16 protein-coding genes and 1 other RNA gene are annotated in these 17843 nt (G+C 66.5%); 9 read left to right on the top strand and 8 right to left on the bottom strand.

Translation table 11 applies throughout. From position 1 onward, the window contains the following. Positions 1–147: 147 nt before the first annotated feature. The 4 genes from J2751_RS06270 (at position 148) to J2751_RS06255 (ending at position 3891) form a co-directional block, all read left to right on the top strand. The gene (locus tag J2751_RS06270) at positions 148–918 is read left to right on the top strand and encodes an alpha/beta fold hydrolase (protein WP_209484246.1); all 771 of its coding nucleotides are present in this window, start codon (positions 148–150) and stop codon (positions 916–918) included. Between the two features lie 88 nt (positions 919–1006). Next, positions 1007–1741 (top strand): DUF2391 family protein, encoded by a 735-nt coding sequence (locus J2751_RS06265; RefSeq protein WP_209484244.1) that lies wholly within the window; start codon positions 1007–1009, stop codon positions 1739–1741. A gap of 59 nt (positions 1742–1800) precedes the next feature. After that, positions 1801–2214, top strand: a complete 414-nt coding sequence (locus tag J2751_RS06260) for an Hsp20/alpha crystallin family protein (protein WP_209484242.1) — start codon at positions 1801–1803, stop codon at positions 2212–2214. A 3-nt stretch (positions 2215–2217) separates the two neighbouring features. Further along, positions 2218–3891 (top strand): ABC1 kinase family protein, encoded by a 1674-nt coding sequence (locus J2751_RS06255; RefSeq protein ID WP_209484240.1) that lies wholly within the window; start codon positions 2218–2220, stop codon positions 3889–3891. 67 nt (positions 3892–3958) lie between these two features. Here J2751_RS06255 and J2751_RS06250 read toward each other — a convergent pair whose 3' ends face one another. The 4 genes from J2751_RS06250 to J2751_RS06235 form a co-directional block, all read right to left on the bottom strand. Beyond that, entirely contained in the window at positions 3959–5113 is a 1155-nt protein-coding gene (locus tag J2751_RS06250; protein WP_209484238.1) for a site-2 protease family protein, read from the bottom strand. 264 nt (positions 5114–5377) lie between these two features. Further along, positions 5378–5638 carry a DUF7123 family protein gene (locus tag J2751_RS06245; protein WP_209484236.1) on the bottom strand — a complete coding sequence of 87 codons (261 nt, stop codon included), beginning with the start codon at positions 5636–5638 and terminating at the stop codon, positions 5378–5380. A gap of 411 nt (positions 5639–6049) precedes the next feature. Further along, positions 6050–6886, bottom strand: a complete 837-nt coding sequence (locus J2751_RS06240) for a molybdopterin synthase (protein WP_209484234.1) — start codon at positions 6884–6886, stop codon at positions 6050–6052. Between the two features lie 92 nt (positions 6887–6978). Further along, on the bottom strand, positions 6979–7836 hold the full coding sequence (locus tag J2751_RS06235; protein WP_209484232.1) for a 3-hydroxyacyl-CoA dehydrogenase family protein: 858 nt from the start codon (positions 7834–7836) through the stop codon (positions 6979–6981). Between the two features lie 195 nt (positions 7837–8031). On the opposite strand from J2751_RS06235, the gene J2751_RS06230 reads away from it, so the two are divergent. Beyond that, positions 8032–8835, top strand: a complete 804-nt coding sequence (locus J2751_RS06230; protein WP_209484230.1) for a class I fructose-bisphosphate aldolase — start codon at positions 8032–8034, stop codon at positions 8833–8835. A gap of 3 nt (positions 8836–8838) precedes the next feature. Next, positions 8839–9732, top strand: a complete 894-nt coding sequence (locus tag J2751_RS06225; protein WP_209484228.1) for a class 1 fructose-bisphosphatase — start codon at positions 8839–8841, stop codon at positions 9730–9732. 34 nt (positions 9733–9766) lie between these two features. Here the strand turns inward: J2751_RS06225 and J2751_RS06220 are convergent, their stop codons facing one another. The 3 genes from J2751_RS06220 to J2751_RS06210 form a co-directional block, all read right to left on the bottom strand. Next, positions 9767–10441: a phosphate ABC transporter permease gene (locus tag J2751_RS06220; RefSeq protein WP_209484226.1), complete on the bottom strand. Its 675-nt coding sequence runs from the start codon at positions 10439–10441 to the stop codon at positions 9767–9769. Between the two features lie 128 nt (positions 10442–10569). After that, complete coding sequence (locus J2751_RS06215; RefSeq protein ID WP_209484224.1) at positions 10570–10848, bottom strand: zinc ribbon domain-containing protein; 279 nt, start codon at positions 10846–10848, stop codon at positions 10570–10572. Between the two features lie 33 nt (positions 10849–10881). Next, positions 10882–12732, bottom strand: coding sequence for a PAS domain-containing protein (locus J2751_RS06210; protein ID WP_209484223.1), 1851 nt, complete (start codon positions 12730–12732; stop codon positions 10882–10884). A gap of 865 nt (positions 12733–13597) precedes the next feature. Between J2751_RS06210 and J2751_RS06205 the strand changes: the two genes are divergently transcribed. The 3 genes from J2751_RS06205 (at position 13598) to J2751_RS06195 (ending at position 16659) form a co-directional block, all read left to right on the top strand. Continuing rightward, positions 13598–15025 carry a DNA polymerase Y family protein gene (locus J2751_RS06205; protein ID WP_209484221.1) on the top strand — a complete coding sequence of 476 codons (1428 nt, stop codon included), beginning with the start codon at positions 13598–13600 and terminating at the stop codon, positions 15023–15025. 80 nt (positions 15026–15105) lie between these two features. Beyond that, entirely contained in the window at positions 15106–15663 is a 558-nt protein-coding gene (locus J2751_RS06200; protein ID WP_209484219.1) for an NUDIX hydrolase, read from the top strand. Between the two features lie 90 nt (positions 15664–15753). Then, positions 15754–16659, top strand: coding sequence for a CPBP family intramembrane glutamic endopeptidase (locus J2751_RS06195; protein WP_209484217.1), 906 nt, complete (start codon positions 15754–15756; stop codon positions 16657–16659). 764 nt (positions 16660–17423) lie between these two features. Here the strand turns inward: J2751_RS06195 and rnpB are convergent. Beyond that, positions 17424–17738: RNase P RNA component (gene rnpB / locus J2751_RS06190), an RNA gene on the bottom strand. Positions 17739–17843 lie beyond the last annotated feature (105 nt).

Below are 17843 nucleotides of genomic sequence, written 5' to 3'. Positions count from 1 at the left end.
TCGCCGGACGTGGGGGAAACGATAACAGTAGCGGTAGTGTAGCGGTTCAGGGGAGAACGGAAGACGGGAGGCCGGGCTCGCCGTCCGAGCCATCGACCTCCGACCGCCGTCGGGGGTTTATATTTCACGCGCGGACACACGAACTGTATGGAACGGGTCACTCGCGGCGGCCGCGACGTGGCGTATCGGGTCTCCGATCGCGGCGGCGACGGGCCGACGGTCTGTTGTATTCACGGGAGCGGCGGCACGGGGGACGTCTGGACGGCACAGAGCCGTCTGAGCGACCGGTTCCCCGTCATCGCGCTCGATCTCGCCGGACACGGAGACAGCGACGACATCGAGACTGAGCCGGGATCCGAAACCCTAGACGCGTACGCGGACGATGTCGTCGCCGTCGCCGAGGAGACCGACGTGACCGTCCTCTGTGGCAACTCGCTGGGTGGGGCCGTCGCGTTATGGATCGCGCTCGAACGCGACCTCGCGCTCGACGGCCTCGTGCTCGCGGGCACCGGGGCGAAACTCTCGGTCGCCGAACCGCTCCTCGATGCGCTCGCGAGCGACTTCGACCGGGCGGTTTCGATGCTTCACGAGCCCGACCGACTCTTTCACGACGCCCCCGAGGAGTACGCTGAGCAGTCGACCGCCGCAATGGCGGCCTGCGGACGGGCCGTGACGGAGCGCGACTTCCTGACCTGCCACCGGTTCGACGTCCGTGATCGACTCGACGACGTCGATGTCCCCTCGCTCGCGATCGTCGGCGAACACGACGGGCTCACGCCCCCCGAGTACCACGACTATCTCGACGATCGGATCCCGGACTGCCAACGCGCGACCGTCGCCGACGCGGCCCACCTCGCGATGCTGGAGCAGCCGACCGCGTTCAACGCGGCGCTCGCCGAGTTCCTCGAGCGAGTGTGACCGCGTGATGGCCCCATGTCGCTGGTGTCGAATGGCAGTCGCCGGCCAGCCCTACAGCTTTTTCAACCGAGGGCATAACTGACCGGGCATGAGTAGGGACGATGACGGAGACGCGCTTGAACCCGGAAACCGACCGGGGTCCGAGCCGAACCCGGACACCGACTCGGCGACGGCCCCCGGCGGGGAGAACCCCGACATCAACGATCTCTTGACCAAGTTGGACGCGCTGAAGGACACGGTCGACGAGCCCCACGAGCGCGAGAAGGTACGGCAGACGATCTCACTCGTCGAACGAATGCCGGGAAGCCGGGCCTTTACCACCCGGATCACGAAGTACACGACCCGTGACATCGCCGAGTCATTCGTCGGGGGAATCTTGCTCTCGCTTCCGCTCCTCGTCGAAGACGGCGTCTTCGACATCGCCGAGTGGCTCGCCGGGACGCTCGTCGGCGGGATCCCGGTGTTCCTCGTCGCGAACGTCCTCTTCGTACTCGTGATGACATGGGGGCTGTTGTACTACGCCGACTTCCGGGACCTCCAGGACGCCAGTCCAATCCTCGGGTTCCTTCCGCGGCGGCTGGTCGCGGTGTTGATCATCTCGCTCGTCGTCTCCGTCGGGACGATGGCCCTCTGGGGGCGACTCTTTGAGGGCGGTCCGACGACCGTGGAGGCGATCGGGCGAGTGTCCGTCATCTGGGCTGCCGCCGCGTTCGGGGCAGCCTTAGGGGACATCCTTCCGGGGGAGTCGACCGGACAGGACGTAAGCGAGCGGATCGGTGAGTCGCTCGAGGGGTCCAAGCCGCCCGATCAAGACGACGACTGACGCGCCGCGACGACACCGATGACCACAGGTTTTTCGCCGCGGCCGCCGTAACTACCTATATGTCAGCGCTACGCGACGCGCTCCGGGACCTCCCGGACGCGGTGTTTGCGGACCTGCTCGAGTCCGACGACGAGTACGTCCTCCTCGTCGACCTCCCCGGTGCGACCGCGGAGACCACCGAGGTACTCTTCGAGGACGGTCGGATCGAGATCGAGGGGCGACGTGAGAAGTCGACCCCCGAGGGATTCCGATACGTGCGCGAGGACCGTCCGCTGTTCCTCGACGCCGAACTCCCGCTCCCCCCGGACGCCGACGGCGACGCGGCGGACGCGGAGATGGACCGCGGCGTCCTCGAGGTCGTCCTCCCCAAGCGAATAGAGGGCGACTCGCGGCGCATTCCGGTCGACGGCGGCGACGAGGCCACGGACGAGTCGGTCGGAGACACCGGAGATACGGACGATACCGTCGCCTAACGGGTGGTGACGCTGGTCAACTTCCGCGCGTACTGGCGGTTTCTAGTCGTCCTCCGGCGGTTCCTCCCGCTGATCATCGCCTACTGGCGGGACCGGAAGCGGTTCTTTCTGTTCGGCGGGAGCCGGGACGTCGACGAGGCCACTCAGCGTGAACGCGCCGACGTCCTCCTCGACACCCTGCTCACGCTCGGCCCGACGTTCATCAAACTCGGCCAGCTGCTGTCGACGCGTCCGGACATCCTCCCGCCCGCATACATCGAGGTGTTGGAGGGGCTCCAGGACGACGTCCCCCCCGCTCCTTGGGAGGAGTCGAAGCGGGTATTAGAGGCTGAGATCGGTCCTATCGATGAGACGTTCGACGATTTCGACACCGAATCCATAAGCGGTGCGAGCCTCGGGCAGGTGTACACCGCGACGTACGAGGGCGATCCGGTCGCCATCAAGGTCCGTCGACCGGGGATCGAGGAGCTGGTGGAAGCCGATCTCCGGGCGATCCGGTGGTCGCTCCCGCTGGTTCGACGGTTTATCGGGGGAGGACGGGCGTTCTCGCTGGAGAACCTCTCCGACGAGTTCGCGAAGACGATCCGCGAGGAGATGGACTACCGACGCGAGCGGGAGATGTTGGAGGAGATCCGCGGCAACTTCGCCGACAACGACCGCATCCGGATCCCGACCGCCTACGAGGCGGTGTCCGGTCCGCGAGTGCTCACGATGGAGTACATCGGCGGGACGAAGATCAGTCGGATCGACGAGCTGGACGACGCGGGGCTCGACCGGAGCGAGGTCGCGGGGACACTCCAGGACGTCTACCTCCAGATGATCATCGACGACGGCGTGTTTCACGCCGATCCCCATCCGGGGAACCTCGCCGTCGACGACGACGGGCGGGTGATCTTCTACGACTTCGGAATGTCCGGCCGCGTCGATCCGTTCATTCAAGAGAAGATCGTGGAGTTCTACGTCGCGGTCGCGAGACAGGACACCGACGCGATCCTCGATACACTGATATCCATGGGGACGCTCTCGCCGGAGGTCGACCGCGACGTGATGGGCGAGGTGATGGAGCTGGCTATCGCCGACGCCCGTGGCGAGGACATCGAACAGTACCGCGTCAACCAGATCATCGAGCAGGTGGAATCGACCATCTACGAGTTCCCGCTCCGACTCCCGCGCAACCTCGCATTAGTCCTCCGGGTCGCCACCGTCGTCGAGGGCGTATGTGTCACGCTCGATCCCGAGTTCGACTTCATCTCGACGGCGACGGACTACCTCGAACGGGAGGGATACTACGAGCAGACGGCAAAGGAACTGGCTCAGGACGCCGGGAGGCAGGTCCAGCGTACGACGGAGGCGTTGTTCACCGTGCCGCCGAAGGCCGACGACTTCCTCGACCGTGCGAACCGCGGCGACCTCCACGTCGAGGTGTCGCTCGACGACGACTCGCGCGTGCTCGACAAGCTCGCGATGCGGATCGCCTACTCCGTGTTGCTGGCGGTGGGCGTGCTCTCCGCGACCATCCTCTACGCGTTCGCGGAGGACCCACGACTGGCCGCCGTCGTCCTGCTTTTGGCTACTCCGCTCGCGCTCGCCCTGTATCGGTCGTTCAGAAAGAAGCGGCGGATCCCCGGAAACCCACAGTTCACCAGACAGGGGATGAAAGAGCGGCGCGACGACTGACAGCGAACGGATATCCCCGTGGGCGGGAACCTTGCTGTTCGGCCGATGTCGGTACCTCGGATTGGTCTCAGGCCGTCACGACCTGTATCGGAACGAGTAGGAAACAGAGCGCACCCACCGCGAACGTGAGAACGCCGACCGCGTACCGCGGCCAGCCGAGCCCGTTCTCGTCGGCGGGATTCGCCGGGCCGTTGAACGCGATGACGAGCGCGAACACCCCCCAGAACGCCCACAGTCCGACCGACTCGTCGAACCCGAACCCTCGCCAGTAGTAGAGGTACGCGGCGATCGAGAACAGCGCGCCGGGGACGAGCGCGGCGAGCGTCTCCTGACGCGGCCCCGCCATCGCGCGAACCATGTGTCCCCCGTCGAGTTGGCCGACCGGGAGAAGGTTCAGCAACGTGAAGAACATTCCCACCCACCCACCGATGACGACCGGATGTGTCGAGAGAGTCGGGTCCTCGTAGGTCGTCGGCTGGCCGAGGAGGTCGGCGATGAGGTTCAGAAGGGGTGGGTTGTTGAAGCGGATCATCGTCCCGGAGCCGTTCACGAACTCCGCAGGGACCCGGATCGGATCGAGCGACAGCCCGACGGCCGTAACGATGACGGTGGCGACGAGCCCGGCTATCGGGCCGGCCGCGCCGATGTCGAACAACACTTTCCGGGAAGGCATTCGGCCACGCATCCGGATGACCGCCCCGAGCGTGCCGAACGGGAAGATGAACGGGATCACGTACGGCAGCGACACGTCCACGCCGTGGTAGCGTCCGGCGACGTAGTGGCCGAGCTCGTGGACCATCAGTACCCCGAGGACGGCGGCGGTGAACGGCCACGCCCGTAACATCACCAACGGGTTCGCTTGGATCTCGGCGAACGAGACGTAGTACCATCCGGTTGCCCCGACGAACAGCGTGGTGACGACCGTCGCGACGAACATGATGACGTTCACCCACGGGATCCCCGCACGGCCGTGGTCGAACGGGGTCGCGACGATGACGTGTCCGCTCTCGACCGTCTCGATATCGACGTCGTATCCCGCCTCCCGAAACGCGGGGGTGATCTTTCGGAGGAGCACCCGCTCGGGAACGTACGACTCGCCGACGTAGCGGACGCGGCCGTCGTCCCGTCTGACGTCGTCGACCCGGAAGAACGTACGGAGCGGATCCGGACGAGGAACGCCCTCGGGGATCCGCGGCGTCCCCTCGTCCTCGCGGTCTGGCATCATCTCGGGTTGGCCGTCGCCGAGTATAAACCCCGCGTCGTCGGACGCTTCCGAGTGAGCGGCGGCGGACGACCGGGGTGGACTGAAGAACGGTACGGGAGGCGGGCCGAAGAACGGTACGGGAGGCGGGCCGAAGAACGGTACGGGAGGCGGGCCGAAGAACGGTACGGGAACGCGGGAACGCGCTTCGAAGCGCGAAACGGGGAGACGGGATCGCGGGCGATCAGTCGGAGTCGGTACGAGCGACGATCGGGTGACCCGCCATTATGCGGGTTCGACCCGCCACGTCGTCGCACCCGTGTACGACCACTTCTCGACGGTGAGGTCGGCGGCGGAGTCGCGGAGCTTTACCATCAGCGCGCCGATCTCCTTCGGCGAGAGGTCGACGTCCTCGGAGATGAACTTCCCTTTGAAGTACATCTCGCCGTCCTCGGCGCGGTCGAGCAGGTACCGTCTCAGTCGCTCTTCCTTGCTTCGGGTGTCGGTCGCATCGGCGTTCGTGGAGGGGTTGGTGCTCGCGCTCATAGTACACCTCACGCTTGGGGAGAGAGCATCATATAAAGCCGACACCGTTGGGTGACGTTCAGGGAGTTTCAGTTCCGTTTACGGAAACTCCCGAAGATAAAACGTGTCTGACGGACGTTTTATGAATACCTTAGAAACACTTAGATATTTTATAGAAGTTTTTGAGGTCTTAAATAGCGGTGCCGAGACGGGCGGCGCGATTGAGTCTCCGCGACGGGTCGTTTCAGATCGAATACACGATCGCTCGGGGATCGCGGCGGGAGACGACGCGATCCCTCCGGGCGCGCGCTCGACGGAGGGGAGACGACGACCGACGCACGGTTAAAAAGGGCTCACGGGCGGTAAAAAAGCTCGCGGACGGGCGGAACGCGCTCGTGAAGCAGTGGTCCTCGCCGGCTGGATTCCGACGCGTCACTCGTTCGGGCGGTGGAGCCAGAACTCCTCGGACTCCGTGGTCTCTTTTTTGAATATCGGCACCTCGTCTTTGAGCCGGTCGATTCCGTCTTCGACGGCACGGAACGCCTCCACGCGGTGGCCGGCGAGCACGACGACGAACACGATGTCCTCACCGGCCTCGATCACCCCGGTCCGGTGGTACATCTCGACCTCGAACACCCCCTCCCGGTCGGTTAACTCGTTGCTAATGGCGTCCATGCGCTCGCGGGCGACCCCCTCGTACTTCTCGAACGCGAGGTGGGTGGTTCGATCGTCGTCGGGGCCGTCCCGGGCGCGGACTCGTCCCGTGAACGTCGCGATGGCACCCGAGCGCTCTGCGCGCGGCGAGGCCTCGACCCGATCGACGAGCGTCTCACGGGTAACCCACGGCTCGGCGGCATCGAGCGCGTCGACGAGGGCGTCGAGGTCGACGTCGTCCGCGGCCGTCCCCGTCGCGACCACGTCGCCGGGGGTGTCTGCCGGGTCGGCGTCGGGGCCTAAGAGCACGGTCGGCAGCCGGAGCCGGTCGTGTCCGACCGCAACGAGGTAGTCGTGATCGGGTGCCAACCCGTCGAGAAGGTCGTCGAGTCCGTCAACCGTTCCTCGACCCCGCCACGAGCCGTCCGACGACAGCGAGACGGCGGTTTCGGGGCGGTCGTCGGTTACAACGGTGGGTTCCGTGTTCACACCGGTACCTCCGTCGGCGACGGGGTCGTCGCCCGCGCGGACGACCGCGACCCGGCCGTCGAGACGGGGTATGAGGGCGTCGGCGAGGTCGCTCGCGTCGGGACCGAGAATCGAAATCGGTTGCATACCCGAACGCGGGCGGCGAGCGGCTTAGACGTTTCCCGGCAGCCGTGATCCCGGTGGCCGTGATCCCGGCGGCTCCACGCGGGTGGACCGGCTCAGTCGTATTTATAAAACCCTTCACCGGTCTTCTTCCCGAGATCCCCGGCCGCGACCTTCCGTTTGACGAGGTAGGCGGGTTTATACCGGTCGCCGAGCTCCTCGTGGAGCGTCTCGCTGGCGTTGAGCACGACGTCGAGCCCGATGTGGTCCGCGAGTTCGAGCGGTCCCATGGGGACGTTGGTGCCGAGTTTCATCCCGCGGTCGATGTCCCCCTTGTCGGCGACGCCCTCGTCGAACGCGCGGACGCCCTCGTTGATCCACGGCATCAGGATTCGGTTGGTGACGAAGCCGGGCTTGTCGTCGGACTCCCACGTCTCCTTGCCGAGGTCCTCGGCGAAGGCGTGAGCGAAGTCGACGACCTCGGAGCTGGTGCGCTCGCCCACCACGACCTCCACGCCGTCCATCACCGGGACCGGGTTCATGAAGTGGAGCCCGATCACCTTGTCGGCGCGGTCGGTCGCGCTCGCTATCTCCGTGACCGATAGCGTCGACGTGTTGGTCGCGAGGACGACCCCGTCGTTGACGGCGGCATCCAGATCGGCGAAGATCCCTTTTTTACTGTCCATGTCCTCGACGGCGGCCTCGACGACGACGTCGGCGGCCGCGAGCTCCGCGAGCTCCGTCGTGCCCGTGATCCGATCGCGGATCGTCTCGGGCTCCGCCGGGAGTGCGTCCTTCGCGTCGAGTCGACCGAGGCTGGAGTCGATGCTGTCGAGCCCGTTCTCGACGTACTCGGCCTCGATGTCGCGCATCACCACGTCGTAGCCGGCGGTCGCGGCGACTTGAGCGATCCCCGCGCCCATCGTCCCCGCGCCGACCACGCCGACGACCTCGACTTCGGATAGCTCGAGCATGGCGACTGCTGGCCGGTCGCGGGTGGTAAGTATTGCGAACCGAGTGCCGAACGAATTACCTATGTTCATAGTAAACAATCTTCCATTAGGAACTCCATGTCCGGGGGTTTCAGTCCGTGATGCGCCAGTTACCGACGAACGATCGGGACGAAACGACCCCACGCTTTTTTACTCGTGTGAGTGGAGTAGTAGTCGATGCTTCCCCACGCCACCGACGCGATCTCGCGAGACGGAAAGTCACTGATCCTCGCGTACGACCACGGCTTGGAGCACGGACCGGTCGACTTCGATCCGAACCCCGAGACCGCGGACCCCGAGCGCGTGTTCGAACTGGCCACGCACGACGCCGTGACGGCGATCGCCGTTCAAAAGGGGCTCGCGGAGGCGTACTACCCCGACTACGCCGACGACGTGTCGTTGCTGTTGAAGACGAACGGGACCTCGAACCTCTGGATGGGCGAACCCGACACGCCGGTCAACTGTACGCCGGAGTACGCCGCGGGACTCGGAGCCGACGCGGTCGGCTTCACGCTGTACGGCGGCGCGAACAACGAGATCGGAATGGCCGAGGACTTCCGGGAGGTTCAGGAGGAGTCCCGCAAACACGATCTGGGCGTCGTCATGTGGGCGTACCCGCGCGGACAGGGCGTCCGAAACGAGACCGACGACCGGACCATCGCGTACGCGGCGCGGATCGCCCACGAACTCGGCGCGGACATCGCGAAGGTAAAGTATCCGGGCTCGCCGGAGGCGATGGCGGAGACGGTCCGGATGTCCGGTCGGACGAAGGTCGTGATGTCCGGCGGGTCGAAGACGAACGACGAGTCGTTCCTCCGAACCGTCGAGCGATCGATGGACGCCGGCGCGAAGGGCCTCGCGGTCGGCCGGAACGTCTTCCAGCGTGACAACCCGATCGAGATCCTCGACGCGCTGGAACTCGTCGTTTTCGAGGGTGCCACGACGGAGGAGGCGATGGCGGAAACCGGGGCGGGCGAGTAGTCGATGCCCGACGATACGAACGAAGCCGCGGGCGAGCCGGACTCCGTCGTCGATGCGGTGTTCGACGCAGTCGCGGCGACCGCCCCGGCGATCCGTGACGCCCTGCCCGGCCGGCGGGTCGAGAGCGACGACGAGAATCCGTCCGGCGAGACCGTGTTGGCGGGCGACATGTACGCCGACGAGCTCCTCGGCGAGGCGCTGACCGCGGTCGACGGCGTCGGCGCGTACGTCAGCGAGGAGCGTCCGGACGCAACCGACGCCGGCGAGGGCTACTCCGTCGCGGTCGATCCGCTCGACGGTTCCTCGAACCTCCGGTCGAACAACGCGATGGGCACCGTCGTCGGGGTCTACGAGGGGTCGCTACCGGCGACCGGCCACGACCTCGTCGCCGCCGGCTACACCCTGTTGGGCCCGATCACGACGATGGTCGTCGCTGACGAGTCCGGGGTCCGCGAGGAGGTCGTCACGCGTGCCGCCTCCGGTGACGTCACCAGAACCGTCGTCGACGACGACCTCACCCTTCCGGACGAGCCGACCGTGTACGGCTTCGGCGGGCGGGTTCCTGACTGGACCGACGCGTTCCGGGAGTACGCCCGCGAGGTCGAGGACGAGCTCAAGCTCCGGTACGGCGGCTCGATGGTCGGCGACGTGAACCAAGTGGTGACGTACGGCGGGGTGTTCGCGTACCCCGCCCTGACCGACGCGCCCGACGGAAAGCTCCGACTCTCCTTCGAGGCGAACCCCATCGCGTACGTCATCGAGAGAATGGGTGGCGCGTCCTCCGACGGGACGGGGTCGATCCTCGACGTCGACCCCGACGGGCTTCACGACCGCGTTCCGCTGTACGTCGGCAACGAGACGCTGATCGACCGTCTGGAGACCGCACTCGACGAATAGGGAGAAAGTGTGATGGAGGGGAGCGTCGGCCGTCTTATGTCGGCGTCCCCTCGTCGTCGTCGCTCGCGGTCCAGCGGCGCGCGCCGGGGAGGATCCCCACGAGTTTCGTCACGTAGCCGAGTTTGAACAGCCCGAACTGCGAGAGGACGCCGAGCGCGAACACCGCGAGGAACGGGATCGCAGTCGGGTCGAAGAGGATCGGCTCGAACGCCAGCTCCTCGGCCGCGGTCGAGAACGCCTCGGGCGTAAGCGAGCGGGAACCGAGCGCCGCGCCGATGAACGCGGTCGAAACCACGAGCGTCGTCCGGGTGAGCACGAAGCCGAGCAGCGCGCCGACGGCGACCCCCGCGAGCGTCGCGCCGACGAGCAGTGCGGTGCCCTCGAGTCCGGCCGCGTCGGCCGCGTACCACGGACCGACCGCGAACCGCCCGACGAACCCGCCGACCGTCCCGCCGATGACGAGGACGGCGACGGAGAGGCCCGCGTACGCGAGGAACCCGCCGATAAGCCCTCCGAGAGCAACGCCGGCGACGGAGAGGATCAGTCCGTCGACGGCGATCAGTCCGACCAGATTCGGAGCCGCCAGGTATCCCGCACCCGCACCGATCAGGAACCCGGTCAGCGTCACGGCGTACACGGACACCGCCGCGCCGACGAACGCGAGGAGGAGGCCGGCGACGACGACTCCGGCGTCGAGTGGTGTTACCATACGGTCACGTGTGAGGTGGTCCGTCTTAAAAGGTCACGACGCGGGTCGGGCGGGCGGATCCGGGAGTCCCGGATACCCCGCCACGAAACTCTCGGATCTCCGGCCGCTGGACCTCCGGAGCCGTCGATTCATCGGCCCCGACGGCCGGCCCGTCGGTCGATATGGCGCGTGTAACCGCCGACCCCGAGCCCGAACCCGACGACGAGAAGCATGAAGCCGGCAAGCCGGGTGGTTCCGAGCGTCATCAACGCGAGGATAGCGCCGAAGACGAACGCGAACACGCCGGCGACGACGGTGGCGACGTCCAAGAGCGGGGAGGGCTGTACCGCATCACAGTGGGGGCAGACGCGGGTGTCGTCGGGGATCGGTTCCCGGCACTCGACACAGCGGACGCGATCACGGGGCACGGCGGTCGTTCGTTCCTCGGAGACTTATATACTTCAGTCGATGGCGAGCCGAGGTCTGTCGACGCCGCGGATCTCGAATCGCGCACCACCCGTTTCGGAGTCGGTCGCGTGAACCGTCCAGCCGTGCGCGTTGGCAATCTCCTTGACGATCGCCAGTCCGAAACCGGTTCCCGATTCCGCCCCGCTCTCTCCGGGCTCGAACAGCCCGTCGCGTATCCCGTCCGGGATCCCGGGGCCGTCGTCGGCGAGGTAGAACCCGTCCTCGAGGTCGCCGATCCGGACGGTGACGCTGGGGGCGGACTCCGTCGAAACGGTCGAACCGTCGAGCGAGCCGGCGGCTGTTTCGGGGGCGGTCTCGGTCGACCCGTGTTCGATGCTGTTGTGTATCAGGTTCTCGAAGAGGTTCCGAAGTCTCGATGGATCCGCGGAGACGGATCGTTCGGCGGTGATATCGAGAGCGGCGTCACCCGTGTCGACCGCCTCCCAGCTCTCGGTCGCGACCTCGGCGACGGACACCGGTTCGGTCTCTCCGACGCTCCGTCCCTCGCGCGCAAGCGCCAGCGTGTGCTCGACGATAGTCTCCATTCGACCGAGCGCGTCGCTTGCGGCGTCGAGGTGGTCGTTTCCGGTCTCCGTGCGAGCGAGGTCGACGCGCCCCTGAGCGACGTTGAGCGGGTTCCGGAGGTCGTGAGAGACGATCCCCGCGAACTCGTCGAGGCGTTCGTTCTGCCGTCGAAGTGCCTCCTCGCGCTCTTTAAATTCCGTGACATCCTCCTGGAACCCGACCCAGCCGGTGGCAGGACCGTCATCGTCCTCGCGGATCGGGGCGACGCTGACACGGTTCCAGAACGGGGTCCCGTCTTTCCGATAGTTCAGCAGTTCGACGCTGGTCGACTCCTCGGCTTCAATCGCGTCCCGAAGCTCGCTGATCGCCGCTTCGTCGGTCTCGGGTCCTTGGAGGAACCGACAGTTGACTCCGACAGCCTCCTCGCGGTCGTAGCCGGTCATCTCAACGAACCGGTCGTTGACGTACGTCATCGGGTTGTCCGGCTGTTCCGGATCGGTGATCGTGATTCCTACCGGTGCCTCGTCCAGGGCCCGCTGTTTCGTTTCCAACTCGTCACGTCGGGCCGCCTCCTCGGAGACATCACGGAGGATCCCGACGCTGCCCTCGAACTCCTCGCCCTCGTAGGGCAACACGGCCATGTGGTCGCGACACGGGATCGGATCGCCCTCCTTCGGGTGGATATCGACAGGGAACCGCTGGACGTCCGGGCCGTCACTCGAGAGTATCGTGCCGAGTCGGTTTTCCGCCTCGATGACCGCGTCCCGGTCTTTCATCAGTCCCGGCTTGCTACCGATGATCTCCTCGCGGTCGTAGCCGGTCAGCTCCGCGAACGCCTCGTTGACGTACTCGAAGGTCCCAGTTTCGTCGACGACGTAGATGGGATAGCCGAGCGCCGTAAGCACCGTCGAATAGCGGTTCGCCGCCTGCTTGGTCTGGTACTCGTCGGCCGCCTGCTCGACTCGGTTGGCAAGCCGTTGGAGCTGTTCAGGACCCCCTTTCTGGAAGTAGCCGGTGACACCCGCGTTGAGCGCCCTGCTCGCGATCTCCTCGCTTCCCTTCCCGGTGTACAGCACGAACGGGACGTGTTGATGATCCTCGCGGACCGCCTCGAAGAACTCGAGTCCGTTCATGCCCGGCATATCGTAGTCGCTAACGAGACAGTCGAAGGACGATTCCGCAAGCCGGTCCAGCGCCGCGCTTGGCTCCGTCACGGTCGTCACCGAGACGGACTCCAACTCGCGATCGAAGTACGCCTCGGCCAGATCCAGTACCGAGGGGTCGTCGTCGACGTGTAACACGTCGATCCGTTCGCTCATGGTCGATGTACGACATCAGGCGGTAAACCGGTATCGTCCCGAGTATCAGACGTGGATCCGCCGTCACCGAACACGGGACGTCTCGGCACCGACGTGGCCCGTCGTCACGCGCGAGTTGCGTCCTGACGGCTGTTTATACGTCGTTGCTGGCGGGTCGGTGGCGAATACCTCCAACGCCCCAGCCGATCGCTTATAAGGGGTTGACTACGGATCGACGGTGACGACCTCCAACGCCCCAGCCGTGAGGCGGGCGCACGTTCGCTGCGGTCCTCACTCGGTCACTTCGCTCCCTCGTTGCGGTCCTTGCGTCATCATCAGAACGCGCCGCGTCCTGACTGGCTCACGAGAGCTCCGCTCTCGTGAACATCTGTGACTGCCTCACGGCAGCGAGGCGGTCCGCGCCTCGGGCAGCCGGACGTAGTCCCGCGACTGCCCCTTTGAGTCCCGCCCCGACCCACGGCCGCACCGCACCTCACGCCTCCCCAACCTCGCCGGAACGGCGCTTACAAGCGCCGTTCCGGGCTCCAGCGAGAATCGAAGATTCTCTGGCAGCCGGCGCGGAGCGCCGGCGACCTCGCGCCGGCGGTGAGCGCCGCGCCGCGGCGCTCACCGGGGCGCGCCGACCGCACCGGCCGTGTATAAACGTACACTGCCGCCGCTCGTTCCGTTTTTAATTACGATCTCGTCGCCGCCGATCTGAGCGATTCACTCTCGATATCCGTCGCCACCACGTTCGTACGGATCGGATCGGGACGTATCACCTATAAGCATTCGACGGAGTCGACGACACCGGAACCGCGTTGGCAGGTCCACTTCCACCGCGCGTGGCGCGCTCTTAAGGGCGCGGAGCGCGGATCGGCGACCGATGGACGGCGGGACGCTCCCCGGAACCGACACGGAGGGGGTTGACGAGCCCGATCGGGTCGTGTTCCACGTGGACATGGACTGCTTTTACGCGTCCTGTGAGCGGCTGCGCGACCCCGAACTCCGTGGAGAGCCACTGGTCGTCGGGATGGGCTACGAGCCCGGAGACACCGTCGGCGCGGTCGCGACCGCGAGCTACGAGGCCCGCGAGTTCGGCGTCGAGAGCGCGATGCCCATCTCCGAGGCGCTCGAACGACTCCCGAGACGCGGGACCGCCGACGCGACTGCCGGGGAGGAGGTCGGCGAGACCGGCTACTACCGTCCCGTCGACCTCGATTTTTATAAGGAGGTTGCGGGCGATGTCAAGGATGTTCTCCACGACTGCGCGGACGTCGTCCGCGAGGTGAGCATCGACGAGGCGTACCTCGATGTCACCGACCGAACCGCGTGGGACGCCGCGGGTACGGGTTCCGGACCGGAGGCGACGACCGAGGCGGTCGACGGGCTCCCGCCGAGCACCGCGGCCGGCCCCGCCGCGGCGCGAACGCTCGCCGAGGGGTACGCCAGACACGTCAAAGAACGGATCGAGCGGGAGGCCGGCGTGCCCGCCAGCGTCGGCGTCGCGCCGAACATGTCGGCCGCGAAGGTCGCGAGCGACGCCGATAAACCCGACGGGCTGGTTGTTGTGCCGCCCGGAACGGTGGCGTCGTTCCTCGCGCCGTTGCCGACGGCGGCGCTTCACGGCGTCGGGCCAGTGACGGAGCGCGCGCTCGCGGATCTTGGGATCGAAACCGCGGGCGACGTGGCGGCGGCAGACCCGGAGACGCTGGCGGCGGAACTCGGCGACCGCGGGCGTGAGCTCTCGCGACGCGCCCGCGGCGAGGACGACCGCGAGGTCACGCCGCGGGGACTCCCCAAGAGCCTCTCACGGGAGTCGTCGCTGCCGGCGACCGCGGACGAGGCGGAGAAGCGAGAGACCGTCGCGGCATTGGCCGCGGACGTGGCACGCCGGGCCCGCGAGCGGGGCTGTCTCTACCGCACCATCGGGATCAAGGCGGTCGAGCCCCCGTTCGACGTCAACACCCGGGCGCGGAGCCTCCCCGGCCCGGTCGACGATCCCGATCTGGTCGAATCCGTCGCACTCGACCTGCTCGATGAGTTCGACGACGACCGCGTCCGGAAGCTCGGTGTCCGCGTCTCGAAGCTCGATTTCGCCGAGAGCGACCAGGCGACGCTGGCCGGGTTTGAGGCCGGTGAGGACGGTGATAGAGGCGGTACGCGGAGGGAACACCCCGCGAGCCGCAACGACGTGGGAGCGCAGATCACCGACTGGATCGGCGGGGAGCCGCGGACCGACGACGATGAGCCCGCCCCGGATCCGGCGGAACAGGACGACGAGGGACAGGCCTCGCTCGGCGACTGGTCGTAGTCGCGTCGGGGCGCGGCACCGCCGGACAGGACTGTTCGAACGAGACAGCGCTTTTAGGTCGCTGCCCACGGAGAGGAAGTATGGACGATCTGGCGTGGGAGACGCTCGGTACCGAAATTGATTACCGCTGTCCCGGCTTCGACGTGCGCCGTGACGAGGTCCGCTTCCCGGACGGCGACACCGACGGCTTCCACTACGTCGACGAGCCGCCCGCGGTCGTGGTGCTGCCGTTGACGCCCGACGGCGACGTCGTCGTCATCGACGAGTGGCGACAGGCGATCGGCCGGACCAATCGCGGAATCCCGGCCGGAACGATCGAGCCGGAGGACGGGGACGGAAACGGAGTCGACCTCGAACGGGCGGCCGCCCGCGAACTCGCCGAGGAAACCGGCTATGAGGCCGAGTCCTTCGAGCGCCTGACGACCGTCGAGCCGACGAACGGAATGGCGAACGCCGTCCACCACCACGTGCTCGCGACGGGCTGTAAGCCGACCGCCGAGCGCGACCTCGATCACAACGAATCGATCTCCGTCGACGTCGTTCCGTACGACGACCTGCTCGAAGCCGTCGTCGACGACGGGCTCCGGGACGGACGGGCGGTGACCGCCGTGTTGTGGTACGAGCTAACGCGTCGATGAGGGCGGCTGGCGACGGTGCGCTCGACAGGGGAACCGGCAAACCGCCAACCGACGAACAGACCTTTGAGTGAACGGCACCTACACTGAACAATGAGCGATCCCTCCGAGGACGGCGGACGTGAGTCGGACGACGTCGGGTGGGGTGGGACCGAGGACGCCCGAGACGCTGGGGCGGACGGATCCGGATCGGCCGGCGTGGATCCGTCGAGCCCGTGGACCGTCTCGGACTCGCCGCTTCGTGCGGTCGGCGTCGCGGTCGGGCTCGGGACGCTCGGGATCGTGTTCGTCCTCCTGTTCAGTCTCGTCGTCTCCGGAGTAGGAATGGCGATCGGCGGCCTCTCCCTCGCGGTGAGTCTGGGGCTCTCGCTGCTGTTGGGCCAGTACGTCGCGTTCGGTGGGGTCGCGTTCGGGTACCTGCGGCACCGCGGGTTCGACCGCTCTGGGATCGTCTCGTATCTCGGAGTCCGGCGGCCGAGCCTCAAGGAGATCGGGCTCGTCGTCGGCGGCTGGGTGTTGATACTGGTGATGGTGGTCGTCATCTCCACGATCCTCCAGCTGCTCGGGCCGGAGCCGGCGGCGAACCAGAGCGCGGAGATCGCCATGCAGAACCCGGCGATCATCCCGCTTCTGATCGCCGCCTCGTTCCTCGTGATCGGCCCGGCCGAGGAGGTGCTGTACCGTGGGATCGTCCAGAGTCGGCTTCGGGAGTCGATCTCGGCGGTCCCCGCGATCGCCATCGCCTCCGCGATCTTCGCCGCCGTCCACGTGATCGCGCTGACGGGCGGGCTGGAAGGTCGGCTGACGACCATCGCTGTCCTCTTCTTCCCCAGTCTCGTGTTCGGTGCGGTGTACGAGTACACCGACAACATCGTCGTCCCCGCGCTGTTACACGGCCTCCACAACGCCGTGATCTTCACGCTCCTATACGTCGCCGTGGCGTACGCCGACGAGTTCGAGGAACTGGCGGAGGGCGCGGCGATGATCTTCGGCATATAAATAGCGATCCGGATGGTCGACCGATGCGGACCAGTTTTGACTGATGTCGGGAGTAAATCTCCCAAATCGGTGACGACGAGATCGTGTTTAAAAGAGACTTGAGCGGTAGCGACTATTGCTTATAACTGAACGAGGCGGTGGCGCGCGCGAGAAACGCGCGCGAGGTCGCCGGCGGCGGCGCCGCCGACGAGGCTGGGGAGGCGTGAGGTGCGGTTGCTGTGCCGGGTGGGACTCAAAGGGGCAGTCGCCGGACTACGTCCGGCTGCCAGAGGCGCGGAGCGCCTCGCTGCCGTGTGAGCGGCGTACGCTCGCTGCGCTCCTCACTCGGTCGCAAGTTCCCTCGTTGCGGTGTCGCCGGCGGCGGCGCCGCCGGCTGCCCGTGGCGCTCCGCGCCACGCTGCTTGCGTCATCATCAGAACGCGCAGCGTTCTGATTGGCTCACGAGAGCGGAGCTCTCGTGAACGCCTACGCCGCTCACACGGCTGGGGCTTTGGAGATCGTCACCATCGATCCGCAGTCGCAGACTTATACACGAGTGGGTGGAACGTGTGAGTTGTTTCTCGCGGAGTCATTCACTTATAAACCGCCGCCAGCAACATCACTCTCTCGCTTATAAACACCACCGTCTCAGTATGCTCGATATACTCCCGACATCGCTCACCGATGAACGGATCCCGACTACGGGGTGAGACGATCGTCTCATGTTCGAACGGGATCCACGACGACGATCCGACGCGTGGACTCGCCAGTCGCCCTTATAAGCGGACTGAGGGGAGTAAGCCCCCTTCGGTTCGTCCCGACATTCGGCTCAGCGTCTGCGGCCGTGGCCGGACTACCTAATGGCCGCGGACTTGCACCGGCGAGGATTCGCCGTTCCATCCGTTCCCACCCGTCGAACCTCATCGGGTTAGCTCCCTTCCCTTACGGGTCGGTTCGCACGAATCACGGGTCGAGGTGGGGGGTGTCGTTGCTGTTCCAGAGCCAGCCGTCTCCGACTCCGAGCGTGTGCCCGGTCGCCCGTCCGGCCGGTGGGGGGACTTTCCTCATGCCAACGGCACGGGAGTCGGGCTCCCTCTGTCCGCTCGACCGTAGCCGACGCCGGAAAATAAGGGGTTCGGTGGCGGGTCGATTTCGGGACCGAACCCACACGCGACGCCGTGAACGCTCTCTCACGTCCTGAAACC

This window comes from Halorubrum alkaliphilum, from assembly GCF_017873815.1.
Lineage (GTDB): Archaea > Halobacteriota > Halobacteria > Halobacteriales > Haloferacaceae > Halorubrum > Halorubrum alkaliphilum.
The sequence above is the reverse complement of the archived record's forward strand: the minus strand, read 5'-3'. Positions and strand labels throughout refer to the sequence as shown.